Raw genomic sequence first — 14,540 nt, forward strand, 5'->3', positions numbered from 1 at the left:
ATGCAGTTGATTCCCTGGTCCTTCGACAGCTCCGAAGGCTTCACCCTGCGTGGCTGGCGCTCACCAGCCAGCGGCAAGCCGTTGCTGCATTTCCTGCACGGTAACGGCTTTTGCTGCCTGGCCTACCAGCCGCTGCTGTTGAGCCTGAGTGAACATTTCGATCTGTGGCTCTGCGATGTCCAGGGCCATGGTGACAGCGACCATGGCGGTGACTTCCGCGGCTGGAACCGTACCGCTGCCCTGGCGGTGGAGGCCTTCGAGGCCGGCCGTGGGGAATATGGCGAGGTTCCCCGGTACGCCGTGGGGCACAGTTTCGGCGGGGTGCTGACCGGGTTGATGCTGGCCAGCCAGCCGGGCTTGTTTGCCCGTGCCGTACTGCTCGATCCGGTGCTGTTCAGCCGGCGCATGATCGGCGTGATGGGCGCGGCTGCGCTGGTCGGCCTGCACCGCCGGCATACCTTGGCGCGCAAGGCCGCCAACCGGCGCAGCCATTGGCCGGACCGTGAGTCAGCGCGGGCATCGCTGCACGGGCGTGGCATCTTCAAGGGCTGGAGCGACGCGGCGTTGCAGGCGTATGTCGAGCACGCGATCGGTGATTGCGGCGAAGGCGTGGTGCTCAAGTGCCGGCCCAGTCGCGAAGTGGAAATTTTCAGCTCGTTCCCGTCGCGCATGTGGGCGCAGCTGGCTGCCATCCAGGTGCCAACCCTGGTGCTGTATGGCGAACACACCTATCCCTTCGTGCCGCACTCGGTGCAGCGCCTCGCCAGCCTCAACCCTGTAGTTAGCGCCGTTCAGGTCTGCGGTGGGCACTGCTTCATGCAGGAAGATCCGGCGATGGCTGCGCAGAAGGTGCTGGTCTACCTGCAAGCGTGATTGGCTGTTCCATTTATGGAACGATCAATGCCGTTTAAGCCGACTACCGGCTGATTGGGCTGATTGGTAAGGTTAACCCAGTTTGGAGAGGAGACTTCTCATGAAAAAGATTCTGGGTATCCACCGCAGCCCCCACGCCCATTGGGTGGGTGATGGTTTCCCGGTGCGCAGCCTGTTCACCTACGACAACCTGGCCAGCAAGATCAGCCCGTTCCTGCTGCTGGACTATGCCGGCCCGTACGACTTCAGCCCGACCAGCGATCGACGCGGAGTCGGTCAGCATCCGCACCGCGGCTTCGAAACCGTGACCATCGTCTATCAGGGCGAACTGGAACACCGGGACTCGACCGGTGCCGGTGGCCTGATCGGCCCGGGTGACGTGCAGTGGATGACCGCTGCCAATGGCATCATCCACGAAGAGTTCCATTCCCCGGCCTTCGCCCGCAGTGGCGGTTCACTGGAGATGGTGCAACTGTGGGTCAACCTGCCGGCGCGTGACAAGCGTGCAGCGGCGGGGTACCAGACGCTGCTGGCGACGGACATTCCGGTGGTGCAACTGGAGGGCGATAGCGGCAGCCTGCGGGTAATTGCTGGCGCCTATCAGGGCCATGCAGGCCCGGCGCGGACCTTTACCCCGATGGATGTGTGGGACATGCGCCTGAAGGCGGGTGCCAGCCTGCAATTGCCGATCGCCGACGGCCACAATGCTGCACTGGTGGTGTTGCGCGGTAGCGTGCGGGTCAACGGCGAGCGCGAAGCTGGCCCGGCCAGCCTGGTGCTGCTGGAGCGCGGTGGCGCGGATGTGGTGATCGAGGCGCTTGAAGGTACCAGCCTGCTGTTGCTCAGCGGTGAGCCGATCGATGAGCCGATCGTAGGCTATGGACCGTTCGTGATGAACAGCCAGGCGGAGATTGCCGAGTCGTTCGATGATTTCCACGCCGGGCGGTTTGGGCAGATGGGGGGCGAGGGTGCTGGCTTGGATCATTGATTGCCTGTACCGGCCTCTTCGCGGGCGTGCCCGCGAAGAGGCCGGTACAAACCCTGCAAACCTTGGCATGATGCAGCAATGGCTCTGTCCCGACTGCACGCCGTCCACCGCTCACTCAATGCCTCCGGCCAGCACACTTTGTGGCTGCGCTACCCCTTGCCCTACCATTGGCCTTCGACCCAGGCCTTCCTGGCTGCCCGCTGCATCCCCGGCATTGAAACCTTCAGCGCTGGCACCTATCGCCGCAGTTTCCCCGTGGCAGGCAAACACGGCGTACTAGAAGCCCGGCCCGCCAGCGGCAATCGCTTGATTATCCAGCTCAGCGGCGTGCCTGCCTCAGCTGTCCCCAGCCTGATCGCCCGCATTCGCCGCTTTTTCGACCTCGACGCTAACCCCGCACGCATTGCCGCCGAACTGTGCCACGACCCCTTGATGGCCCGGCTGATCGCCGCCCGCCCGGGCCTGCGCGTCCCTCAAGGGTGGGACGCCTGCGAGCAAGCCGTGCGCACGGTACTCGGCCAGCAGATCAGCGTAGCGGGCGCCATGACCCTGGCCGGACGCCTGGTAGCGCGTCATGGCCAGCCGCTATGTCTGCCGACCGCAGGCCTGACCCACGTCTTCCCGACAACGAAGGTGCTCGCCAACGCCGACCTGGAAAACCTCGGCATGCCCCGAGCACGCGCTGCCACCCTCGGTACGTTGGCGCGGGCACTGCTGGCAGAACCAGAACTGCTGCGAAAGGGCCAGGCCCTGGAGCCGCTGTTGGCCAACCTCTGCCGGCTGAAAGGCATCGGCCCCTGGAGCGCCCTGTATCTGGCGCTGCGCCAGGCGGGCGCCGCTGATGCGTTGCCGCTGGGCGATGTAGCGCTGGTCAAAGCCTTGCGCCTGCTGGAAGGGCCCGACGCCCAACTGGCCGAACGCGCCCAGGCCTGGCGCCCCTGGCGCGCTTATGCCGCGCAGCATCTATGGGCGTCCCTGGAAGACAAATAGGCCGTTCAGCGACCGCCTGTCGTGAAGTGCCAGCATTCGATCGAACAGGCGAGGCCGATCATCGTTCTTCCACTAAGGTGCTAAAGGATTCTCCGCACGATCATTGCCCCGGCGCATGGACGGCCGCTTGGGCATGCGCAATTTCAATTGGCACCCTGCCTGCCAAAGGCGTACTCACATACAACAGGCCATCCAGTACAGAGAGGGTCGTACCATGTCGTTGATAGGAGTTTCGATGCTGGAAATGCGGCAGATTATCGAGCAGGCCTGCCTGCCCGACCGCTGCGAAGTCAGCTGCCCGGACGGCACTACCCTGACCATCCGCCTGGGTCAGGGGCAAAGCCTGGAGCAGGGCGTGACCCTCTCCGGGATCTCGCTGCAAAACTTGAATAGTTGTCGTGACCTGGTGAACCTGGTTGGCCAGTTGCACACCCTGCGAGACAGCCATCCGGCGGCACTCAGAGCCATCGCCTGAGCACCCTGCGCTCCGGTCAGCCGAGGCTGGCCGGACGCACGTATGCCGGCATGAGGCCGTTGGTCCAGAACAGGATCATTGTCACCAGGATGGTCACCAGCAACAGCAACCCCACACCCCAGACGCAGCTGGCAAACAGCATGGCCTGCTCCTTGCGCAGGCGCAGGAAGGTCTGCAAGCCGCCGTACAGCAATACCGTGGCGTAGGCTGAGGCGGCGACCAGTGCCAGCAGTGCCAACCAGCGGATCGGCACCAGGCCGAACACGCCGGCAAAGAACCACGGCGTAGCGCAATAGGCCGCAAAGCCGATGCACTGATTGAGCGTCGGTCGTGCATCGAAGCCGCGCGACATCCAGCGGATCATTACCCCCATCAGCATCACCCCGACCACCGTGGTGGCATACAGCAGCCCGGCCAGTTGCGCGGCGCTGGCCATGCTCAGGCGCACGCGGTCTTCAGCGGCGAGGCTCCAGCCGAAGGTGGTGGTGCCAACGAACAGGCACAGGGCAGGGATCAGGGCCAGCACCAACAGGCGCGGCAGGTATTGTTGCGGGTGGTCTTCCTCGGCGCGGCGGATGTCGATCCAGGCGTCGGAGGGATGGGTGAAGAGCTTGAGCAACGGGCTGTTCATGACGTTCTCCAGAAGGCAAGGCCTTGTAGTTATGGAGATCCGCCGTTTGCGTCAGGTTCAGCCGGGTGCGTCGCCGTTGATCGACTTGTTACTGCAGCTCCAGCAACAGGTTCAGGCCGCCATCGCCGCATTTGCCTTGATCACGGACCACCCCGCGGTAGCTGCGCCCATCCCAGACGAACGCAACGCTGTGGGCGCGCTCGACCTTGTCCGGCAGTGGCGGGCAGATATGCAGGCGCAGGGCGGGGCGGCCCTGGAGGTTGAGGGCGGCCAGCTGGCATTGGCATTCCACGCTCAGAGCTACCGGCCCGAACAGGGTGTCGCGCACGTAGTCGAGCTGCAGGCTGGCGTTGGGCGCGCGGCCGGGCATCTTCATGGCCGCTGGGTTCCTGCGCGTTGGCACAGCAGGGAAGGCTGGATGGGCATAGGCGACAGGCTCCTGGCAAAAGGATGGCACGTATCATCCTTTGGAAGCTTACTGGAGGCAGATGTTCAACTTGTTTCAGAGGTTTTGTGGAGTGTGCCGACGAAGGGCCGCATGGCGGCCCTGTACTTCGCCGCTCGCTCTATTTGCGTTTGCGCCTGGTGGATTGAATCGGCGCCTGTTCAAACGCCTCGGGTGGTGCGGGTGCTGCCCGCACATTGAGAAGACGACATATCACATACCAACATATGGCTACGGAAAGGTTGTAGGGAAACAGCACGGCCCAGAACGGCAATTGCCAGTTCTTCTTGCCTTGCATTTCACCGGGTTCGCCGGTTCGCCATGGGGCATAGTGGCGCCAGGCTTCTGCTGGAGTGAGACAGATGGCGTGTAGGGGCCTGTGCCACCAGTTGGGCTCTCCCGGTGGAGGAAGCTTGTCGGGGCCGTGGTCCATGAAATGGCGGAGGTATTCCCAGACTTCTTCGACATACTTTATGTCGGATTCGGTGGGTTCATTGCTGTCGATCCAGAGGCTGTCCTCCTGGTGAAGACTGTGGTCTTCCCTACGAGGAGCAAATGCTAGGCCATAGCTTGAACTGAAAGAGGAGCCACCGAACTCAGTACGTTTGAAAACGCCACCCCCCGTGGTGTTCCAGTCGAAATCAATGAGTGTTTTTCTACGTTGGTAATAAACTCTTCTTGTTAGCCTGTTCAGATGGAAATTCGATAGGTTTTTAATTAGGTAGATTCTGTAAGCTAAAAATGGAGTAAAGATCAAAGGCGAGATTAAATATTGAATCATTGAGTGTGGTCTTGATATTAGCGTGTGGCGGTATGCGTCATCCATTACTCCTGGATAGAGGTAAGCTGCTGAGATCAAGGTTATGGCTGTATACAGCTTTCCCATGAAGACGGAGTCGATTATCCACGGGTTCCGCAATACCAATTGAACGCTACTTATACTGATTGCCTGGCCGTTGATTTTAGGTAAGGTTTTTGAGCGGGTGCGCGAGGGGAATAACCATGTCGTCGTCATTGGCTATTCTCGATTGTAAACTGAGCAGTTGAATGTGCCTCATCATCTAGTCCATGAGCAGGGTGATAGATGACTGTCAGCGTGGCATTAGTATGGGTGCGAATTGCGTTTTTGAAGTTTAGTACAAGCCCGCTGCTGGTTAGGTAGCATTCAGGATTTGTCGGGAAAATGGTCATATCCTGCTTGCTGGTTACACTGCTTAACGTCGCGCTCCATGCGCTTTGCGATAATATGAATGCTGGCAGTAAAATCGTAAATTCCACAGTTGGCGATCTTTTAGTGCCAGTACTGTAAACGGCCATGTACCAATCTGCTGGGGTTAATACGGCATGTCCCTTCCAGCGGCTCTCGAGCCCCTGAAGTCCAAGTTTTTCTGTTTCTTTGGGCGAAAGTAATAATGGAAGATAGTAGGCTGCATACCAGTTCTTTATCTCTTCCTTGATGTCGCTGTAATGAGGAAGCTTTTTTTCGAAGTTCAGAGTGATGCCTGGCCGTATTTCGCCGTCATTTAGTCGATTGCCGAAAATACTTCTTGAGGCCCATAATTCTATCGGCCTGTGTAGGCGCTCATTTGCCATGGCATGTAAATACAGGCCGCCCACTATGGCGGCTGTTCCAAGCAATACAATTGCAGCTGCAGCCCATCCGGCAAATGGAATTACTGTTGTGGCCCCTGCGATAGCCAGGCTGCCCTCCAACACCAACGCAGAGCCAATTGCGACAGAGCTGCCACCGAAAAATGTAAGGTCTGAAGCAGTTAGATCGCCATTGGTACTCTGTCGCCTGGACTTTTGTAAGTCCGAAAAGAATCCTAGAACGATTGCGGGATATCCCGAGATCCTCGCAAACAAATTGCTGCTTATGAATTTGGTAAGGCCATTACCGAAAGCCAGGCCCGGCGTCGTCGGGGCGTACCGCAATGTAAGTGCTTTTTGTGTGGCTCTTACACCCACCAGCGTTGCGGCTGTAGCACCGATCACCCCAAAAATTGACGCGGCGAAGCCTAGGGAGTATTCCGGCGCATCGCTCTTCTGCAGGCTGTTATAGGCCGCTTTCAGCGCAAACACGTTGAACCACAGCATTGTCGCATTCAGAACAGTTCCCCCGGCAGAGGTGAGCAGCCCGAATGGCGTTGGTTTTACCGATGAAGTCGTGGTCATCTCCAGTAACACTTTCCTACTGCCCGTGATGCGCAACTGCTTCATTTCCTCAACTTGCGCCATCCCGCTCTTCAGGTATTTCTCCACTTCCTGGCTGAACGGATTCTCAAGGATCAGCTTGTCGGTAATGTTGTATCGCGCCGCGAGCAACCCCAGCGCCTTCTCGGCATTGACCTCGCGCGCTGCGGCCTGCATCTGCTGACGCAGGCTGTTGCTGGCATCCCAGCGCGTCTGTCCGCGCATGCGCTTGAGCACGACGGTACTGACCGATTGGGCGGTGAGGTCGGTGATATTTGCCATGGCTGGAAAGCGGCCGACCAGACCTTCGATGACATTGTCGCTGCCACCAAGCAAGGTGCCGATCGAGTCGGCCTTGTCGCGGAATGGGTTGAACGGTGCCAAGGCGTCGTACAGCGGGCTGTCGTGTTGGTCCAGCCAGCGCTCCAGGCGCTTGAAGCGCAGGTCCTGCTCTTCGGTCCCGGGCACGGGCTGGCCCATCGGGTGAATCAGCAGGGCCAGAGACATTTCCAGTCCGCGTGCGGAGCTGAGATCGTCACGGTCATAGCAGGCCAGCGCGGCCGCCAGGCTGTACGGATCGTCCAGATGGCCGGCTTCGGCGGTGGCCAGCCAGGCGTCGTGATCGTTGCTGGCTTGCAAGGCCAGCTCACGCATCTGGCTGATGCGGTATTCCAGTTCGTCGCGTTCCTCCAGAAACTTAAGGTACTTGGCGGTATCGATGCGCTGTCCCAGTCGATGACCCTGCTCGGAATAGTCTGGGTGGGTGAGCACCCGGAAGCGTTCCTCGTAAGGCGGCTTCGGTCGGCTGTCGGGGCGTATCCTCAGGGCCGCTGTGCCCAGGGACGGGTTGTCGGCCGGGTACATGCTTTCCAGGGTCTTGTTCAGCAACGTCGCCACCAGGTTGCGGTGGTGGAAGTCGCGGCTCTGCGGGCTGAGGCGTTCGGCATCCAGCTGGTAGCACAGCGGCACGTCGGCTTGCTCGGTACCCTGCGCCGGCTTTGTATGGGGCAGCTGTTCGGCGGGCATCAGGTCGCGCAACTGATGCTGGTAGGCCGACACCGACAGGCTCAGGTCCAGGGCCAGGCCTTCGGCGTCGCTGAGCACCACCACGGCGGGAATCTTCGGTTGGGTGTAGGGGTAATGGCGTGCAACGGCGTGCAGGCTGCCTGCGAACAGCGCCGAGGTGCGTGGCTGGCTGCTCCAGCTCAGCGACATGCGTTGCGCGTCCGGCTTGAAGTCTTCGACCCAGGTTTGCAGGGCGCTGACCGGCAGCACATGGGGCTGGGTGGACGGCGCCTGGTTGCCGGCAATCAACTCGGCCATGTTCAGCTGGCGCATGTGCCGTTTGCGCATGGCCAGCGAACCGGTGATGCGCGCAGTCATGGCGTTGCTCCACAGGTGCGGGCTGTAGGCGATCCAGACTTCCTTGGCGCTGGTCTCGCAGGTGTCGGCCCAGACCCAGCCCATCGCCCGGCCGGACAAATAGCGGTCGCGCCGCTGGTAGTGTTCCAGGCAGCGGTAGCGCAACTCCTTGTACTGGCCCTCACCGTCGTACTCGTGGATGACCAGCTTTTCGCCCTGGGTGCCTTTCATGAACACGTAGACATAACCCGGACGGAGGGCGCGCAGGGTGTAGGCGCAGTGCTGCAGTGGAGGGAAGCCTTGCTCCAGGACGAAGCCGGAGTCGCTGTAGCGAAAGGGCGGGGCAGCGCCGGTACGTGGCACGATGGCGTAGCGCACTGGCAGGATCGGTACCCGTGCACTGCAGGCAGGGGGCGATGCGGCGCGGCTCACGGTAGCGTCATTCATCGGGTGATTCCTCGAGCTGGTAATCGGCGATCAGCTGCAATTACGCTGAGGCCGAACACTAGCGAGGAAGCCATTCTTGGAGGAGCGTCACTCTTCCTATTACGTTGTGGGAATTGTCGACACGTAATCGCTCAGTCATTCAGTTCCCCGAAACGCCAATGCCTATCATCCCCCAATTCGGGGAATTCCCATGGGTAATCATCCCCAAATCGTTCCCGCTTCCCTTTCTAACTAACTGAAATTAAACGCCATTCCCTTATGGCACACACCTTGCTGACCTCTTCGCAGTGTTCCTGCGTCGCGGAGGTGCAGCATGTCGACCCCGTCCAAAGGCCCCGTCCTGACGTCATTCGTCCTGGCCCTGTTTGGCTTGGAAGCGCCCGCCGAGGCCGCCGTGCAGTGTCAGCGCACCCTGGTGGCCAACGTGGTGGCGCTGGACCAGCCGCTGATGTTCAACCGCCTTGGCGCGCAGAACGCCAACGGCATGATGTTCGCCCTGCGCGAGGATGTGGTGGACGACCACCAGGTGCCGCTGAGCAAGGGCGGCGCGGCGGTACCGGGCAAGGTCACCTTGCGCCCCGACAAGCGCCCGCGGCCGATCGTGCTGCGGGTGGCCGCCGGTGACTGCCTGACGGTCAACCTGACCAACCTGCTCGACTACAAGGCCAACCCCAACAAGCATGGGATCGAGCCTGAACAAGGCGAGGGCCCGGAAACCGAAGTCGAACATGAGGGCGGTGAACACTTCGTTGCCGATGAGCAGGTGACCGACCGCCACGTCGGCTTCCAGGTCAACGGCATGCAGGCCGTCAACAGCATCGGTGACATCGCCGCCAACACTGGCCGCAACGGCAATTTCCTGGTGGCCCCCGGCAACACCCGCAGCTATACCCTGTTTGCCGAGCGTGAAGGTGCGTTCGCCGCCACCAGTCAAGGCGCGACCTTTGGCGGCCAGGGGGGCGCCGGCAATGTTGCCAACGGCCTGTTCGGCCAGGTGGTGGTCGTCCCCAAAGGTGGGCGAACCTTCCGCAATACCCTCACTGAAGAAGAAATGCGCCTGGCAACCACCGGGCGCACGGCAACCGGCCAACCCGTGATCGACTACCAGGCGCGGTACCCGCAAAGCGAGCCATGGCTTAGTGAAGGCAAGGCCGGAAAGCCGATCATCGCCATGCTCGACGGCAATGAGATCCTCAACAGCGAAACCGATGCCATCGTCATGGGCCCCAACCCCGATGGCAGTTTTCCCAAGACCACCTATCCGCTGGAGAGCATCGGCAAGCGCAACCCGGCACTGCCCAACCGCCTCGAAGCGTTCCGTGATTTCGCCTCGCAGTTCGCCGACGAAGTGGCCGCCACCCAGGCCTTCCCGGGTTATTGGGCCGACCCGGTGATGGGCCATGTGCTGGAGCCGACCCGCGATTCGTTCATGATCAACTACGGCTCGGGTGGCATGGGCGCAGAAGTGGTGGCCAACCGCCTGGGCGTCGGGCCGATGCATGACTGCCTGTCGTGCGCCTATGAGGAATTCTTCCTCAGCGCACATACCGTGGGCGATATCGGTACGTTGGTCGATGTACCGGCCAACGTCGGCCTGGAGCACATCCGCCCAGGTGAAGTGCCGCCGGCCAGCGCTACCGGGGTCAAGGCCAGCATGGCCCTGTACCCGGCGGAGCCGGCCAACGTGCACCACAGCTACATCGGCGACTTCACCAAGTTCCGCAATACCCACAACGGCCACGAGCAGCACATCTTCCACCTGCATGGGCATCAGTGGCTGTTCAACCCCAACGATGACAACTCCGACTACATCGATGCCCAAGGCATCGGGCCGGGCATCGGCTACACCTATGAAATCGCCAACGGCGGATCAGGCAACCGCAACCGCGTGGCCGGCGATGCCATCTACCACTGCCACTTCTACCCGCACTTCGCCCAGGGCATGTGGGCCATGTGGCGGGTGCACGACGTGTTCGAGGAAGGCACTCGCCTGGAAGTCAGCGGGCAAGGCCAGAACGGCTACCACAGCACACCCTTCGCCCTGCGCAGTGGCAAGCCGGCAGTCGGCGCGCGGGCTTTGCCCGATGGCGAGATCGTGGCCGGTACGCCGATCCCGGCCATCGTCCCGTTGCCTGGCAAGGCCATGGCACCGATGCCAGGCAAGGTGGTGGTGATACCCAAGCTCGCCACCGAGCAAGTGGCCGCCGATGACCACGCCCACGAGCCCGCCGCGCCCAAGGCAGTCGGTTCGCTGGCCCTGGTCGACCGTAGCGAGGCCAACCGCGACGCCGACGGCAGCTTGAAGAACCCCGGCTACCCGTTCTGGATCGGCGGCATGGAAAGCAGCGTCGGCAACCGCCCGCCAACCCCGCCGCTGGACATGCTCGATCCGGCCCTGGCCAAGCAGTTGAAGGAGAGCGGCAAGGCCCTGTGGGCCAACCTCGACCCGAACCAGGTCGACGGTTGGGACGGTGGCCTCGGTCGCCACGCGCTGGATGGGGTGTCCGCCGGCGGTGAGGCGGTGACCACCACCACCAAACTCGATTTTTCCAAGGTGGTGCACAAGGCCAGGCCGATCTACCTGCCGGAAGAGGGCACCGACGTCGAACAGGCTGCCATGCAGTTCCACGCCAAGGCCGAGCACGCCAGCTACGCGTTGATCCCCGGCAGTCAGCCGGTGGCCAAGGCATTTCGCACCAACGGCGCGCTGCCGACCGCAGGCGCACCCTTCTACGAACCCTGCATGGACGACCGCGGCAAGCGCCTGACCCAGTCCTCGGGCGTAGGCGAGTTCTTCAGCGGGGAAAGCCTCACCGGCATGAGCTTCCGTGGCGCGTCCGCCTTCACCGCTGACCGCCCGCGCATCTACAAGGGCGCCAATATCCAGTTCGATGCGGTGTACAACAAGGTTGGCTACCACTTCCCGCAGGCACGCATCCTGGCGCTCTGGGAAGATGCCTGGCCGGTGATCACCAAGCAGCGCCCGCCTGAGCCGCTGGTGATGCGCATGAACACCTTCGACTGCACGATGTACACCCACACCAACCTGATCCCGTCGTACTACGAGATGGACGACTACCAGGTGCGCACGCCGACCGATGTGATCGGCCAGCACATCCACCTGCCGAAGTGGGACCTGATCGCCGCCGACGGTTCGGCCAATGGCTGGAACTACGAAGACGGCATTCTTTCGCCCGGCAGCGTGGTGGAACGGTTGCAGGCCATTCGCAGCTTCAACGGCTGCACCGAGGGCGATGCCCGCGAGGGCACGGCCGCCTGCCCGAAAGCCAGGCAGCACCCGTACTTCGGGCGCTTCGGCCGGGCTGACTGGCAGGGCGCGCGTACCGCCATGCAACGCTGGTTCGCTGACCCGCTAATCAACGTGCATAACGTCGACCGGGGCCTGGGCACCATCTTCACCCATGACCACCTTGGCCCATCGACCCACCAGCAACTGGGGCTCTACGCCACCGTGCTGGCCGAGCCGGCCGGTTCCACCTGGTACCACGCCGAAACCGGCGAGAAGCTGTACAACCCGGGCGCCCGCCAGGACGGCGGCCCGACTTCGTGGCAGGCGGTGATCCAGACCGGCGACCATGACGGCGACGGCAAGAACGACAGCTACCGCGAGTTCTTCCTGGAGTACAGCGACTTCCAGCATGCCTATGAAGCGGGCGTGTACGTCGGCGCTGGCCCGGATGGCGTGCCCAACGGCCAGGCCTATCCGGCCACCGCAGACAGCTTCCGCTACGCCATCAACCCGCCGGTGCGGCAGAAGGCTTCCAACCTGCTCGAGTCGGTGGTCGAGTCCCGTGGCGGCTTGAGCCCAGGCTGCCCCAGCCGGCCATGCCCGCAGGCCATTTCGGTGGATGACCCCGGCATGTTCGTCGTCAACTACCGCAACGAGCCGCTGGCCCTGCGCGTGTTCGACCCGAACAAGGTCGGCCCGGACGGCAAGCGCGGCATGCAGGCCGACGGCCTCGGCGGCGACCTGGGCTACGCCCTGCAGAGCCGCACTGACCGGGCGATCCCGGCCATGAACCTGGCGCCTTCGGCGATCACTTCGGCGGTCGGGCCAACCGGCGGCACCACGTTGTTCCCACCCCACATCAACCAGGCCGGTAGCGAGCCGGGTGACCCGTTCACGCCCATGCTGCGTACCTATTCCGGCGACAACGTGCGCCTGCGCCTGCACGCCGGTGGCCATGAAGAGGAGCACAACGTCACCCTGCACGGTGTGAAGTGGCTGCAGAACGGCTCCGGCTTTGGCAACAGCTCCAACTCGGGCTGGAAGGCCTCGCAGATGATCGGCATTTCCGAGCAGATGGGCTTCATGGCACCGGTGTCGATGATCTCCAGCTCCGCGGCCACCAACGGTGATTACCTGTACAGCATGGATGCGGCCCTGGAAGGCTACTGGAACGGTATCTGGGGCGTGATGCGCAACTACACCGCGCAACGCGCCGACCTGTTCCCGTTGCCGAACAACCCGCAGCCGGTGGCCATGCGCAACACGGTCAACTTCGACGGCGTCTGCCCGAAAACCACGGCCAACCCCAATGGCATCGGCACCCGCCCGACGGTCAAGCGCAGCTACGAGATAGTCGCCGCACTGGCCAACGACATTCTCGAGAACCGTAACGGCGTCAGCATCAACGACCCGGCCGGTATCGGCCAGCATGTCGGTGGCCCGCTCAAGGCCAACGGTGGCACCCTGGTGTTCAACAGCCGCAATACGCGTATCCCGCAGGTGACGGTGGTCGACGAGGAGGACGGCACCACCTTCACCGTCGGCGGCCACAGCGCGCCGTTGCATGACCCGACTGCCGTGCTGTACGTGCGCAAGGCGGACCTCGACCCGGCCACCGGCAAGCTCAAGGCTGGCGTCCCGGTGGAGCCGCTGGTGCTGCGCGCCAATGCTGGCGACTGCATCAGCATCACCCTGGAAAACCGCCTGCCGCAGGTGATGCCTGACTTGCCCAGCACTGCGGTGATGCAGAACGTGGTCAAGCGCGACCGCTTCGATAGCGAAGGCGCCACCGCCTTCAACAACAACCTGATGCGGCCGTCCAGCCATGTCGGCCTGCATGCGCAGCTGCTGGCCTACGACATCACCAAGTCCGACGGCGTCAACGTCGGTGCCAACCCGGTGCAGACCGTGCCGCCCCGGGCGGGTAACAGCGGCGCCTACCCGAGCCGGGTGTACCAGTACTACGCCGGCCACCTGGAGCGCGAAGGCAAGCCGCTGCTGCAACTGGGCCGCACGGTGGACAACATCAACACCACGGCGATCGAGTTCGGTGGCCTCAACCTGACCCCGGCGGATGTCATCAAGCAACCGCAGAAGGGCTTGGTCGCCGGCATGAGTGTCCTGCCGCAGACCGCGACCTGGACCGAGGACAGCGCCAGCCGCGCCCAGGCCACGGTGAAGGTCAGCGGCCAGCCCGACTACCGTGACTTGGTCACAGTGTGGCAGCGCTCAATGAACATGCGCTGGGCCGATGGCCGCCCGGTGGAGGGCATCGCCACCGAAGGCAACGGCGTGCCGGGCGATCCGAAGGACAACGGCAACATGGCGCTGAACTACAAGACCGAGCCGCTGTGGCTGCGCTTCGGCCTGGCGCCGGACGCACCGTTCGGCCATGCCGATGGCTTCGGTTTTGCCGACGTGCCCAACGCCCACATGGCCTACAGCAACGCACTGGTCGGCGGCGACCCGCAAACCCCGGTGCTGTATGCCAAGCCTGGCCAGCCGGTGCGCAGCCATGTGCTGATGCCAAGCGGTGGCAGCCGCGGCATCACCTACCAGCTCGACGGTCACCTGTGGCCGCTGCACAACTACCAGGCCGAGAAGAACGACCTCGACGGCTACCCGACGAACCTGCCAGGCATCGGCTCGGTGCGCTTCGGTTACAACCCGATGGCCATGTACATCGGCGCCCAGGAGAGCGTGCTGCCGGCGGCGCACTTCAGCTTCATGCTGCCCAGTGCCGGTGGCGCCAACGCAGTGCCAGGTGACTACCTGTTCCGCGACTATGCCGCCTACGGCAACCTCTCGGGACTGTGGGGCATCTTGCGGGTGACCAATGATGCGCCGCCGGCAAATGCGGCGAGCCAGTAAGGGTAGGGGAGCGCG

At 62.7% G+C, this 14,540-nt stretch carries 9 protein-coding genes; 5 read left to right on the plus strand and 4 right to left on the minus strand.

All coding sequences use genetic code 11. The features are described 5' to 3' along the window. From BGP85_RS10570 to BGP85_RS10585, 4 genes are all read left to right on the plus strand, one after another. On the plus strand, window positions 1-873 hold the full coding sequence (locus tag BGP85_RS10570; RefSeq protein WP_103447113.1) for an alpha/beta fold hydrolase: 873 nt from the start codon (window positions 1-3) through the stop codon (window positions 871-873). Window positions 874-973: 100 nt separating this feature from the next. Then, window positions 974-1,861 carry a pirin family protein gene (locus BGP85_RS10575; RefSeq protein ID WP_103447114.1) on the plus strand — a complete coding sequence of 296 codons (888 nt, stop codon included), beginning with the start codon at window positions 974-976 and terminating at the stop codon, window positions 1,859-1,861. A gap of 78 nt (window positions 1,862-1,939) precedes the next feature. Next, the gene (locus BGP85_RS10580; protein ID WP_103447115.1) at window positions 1,940-2,851 is read left to right on the plus strand and encodes a DNA-3-methyladenine glycosylase family protein; all 912 of its coding nucleotides are present in this window, start codon (window positions 1,940-1,942) and stop codon (window positions 2,849-2,851) included. Between the two features lie 214 nt (window positions 2,852-3,065). Then, a complete protein-coding gene (locus tag BGP85_RS10585; protein ID WP_103448239.1) occupies window positions 3,066-3,326 on the plus strand; it encodes a DUF1652 domain-containing protein in 261 nt (86 codons plus the stop codon). Between the two features lie 16 nt (window positions 3,327-3,342). On the opposite strand, the gene BGP85_RS10590 is transcribed toward BGP85_RS10585, so the two are convergent. The 4 genes from BGP85_RS10590 to BGP85_RS10605 all read right to left on the minus strand — a co-directional run bounded on the left by BGP85_RS10590 (window position 3,343) and on the right by BGP85_RS10605 (window position 8,404). Further along, window positions 3,343-3,957 (minus strand): Yip1 family protein, encoded by a 615-nt coding sequence (locus BGP85_RS10590; protein ID WP_103447116.1) that lies wholly within the window; start codon window positions 3,955-3,957, stop codon window positions 3,343-3,345. Between the two features lie 88 nt (window positions 3,958-4,045). Then, window positions 4,046-4,333: a hypothetical protein gene (locus BGP85_RS10595; RefSeq protein WP_103447117.1), complete on the minus strand. Its 288-nt coding sequence runs from the start codon at window positions 4,331-4,333 to the stop codon at window positions 4,046-4,048. A gap of 190 nt (window positions 4,334-4,523) precedes the next feature. Then, entirely contained in the window at window positions 4,524-5,417 is an 894-nt protein-coding gene (locus BGP85_RS10600; RefSeq protein WP_103447118.1) for a hypothetical protein, read from the minus strand. Then, window positions 5,414-8,404, minus strand: a complete 2,991-nt coding sequence (locus tag BGP85_RS10605; protein ID WP_103447119.1) for a T6SS effector BTH_I2691 family protein — start codon at window positions 8,402-8,404, stop codon at window positions 5,414-5,416. The genes BGP85_RS10600 and BGP85_RS10605 overlap by 4 nt, the downstream gene beginning before the upstream one ends. A 313-nt stretch (window positions 8,405-8,717) precedes the next feature. On the opposite strand from BGP85_RS10605, the gene mnxG reads away from it, so the two are divergent. After that, window positions 8,718-14,525, plus strand: coding sequence for a manganese-oxidizing multicopper oxidase MnxG (gene mnxG, locus BGP85_RS10610; RefSeq protein ID WP_103447120.1), 5,808 nt, complete (start codon window positions 8,718-8,720; stop codon window positions 14,523-14,525). The last annotated feature ends 15 nt before the right edge of the window (window positions 14,526-14,540 follow it).

The organism is Pseudomonas putida (assembly GCF_002906855.1).
GTDB classification, from domain to species: Bacteria; Pseudomonadota; Gammaproteobacteria; order Pseudomonadales; family Pseudomonadaceae; genus Aquipseudomonas; species Aquipseudomonas putida_N.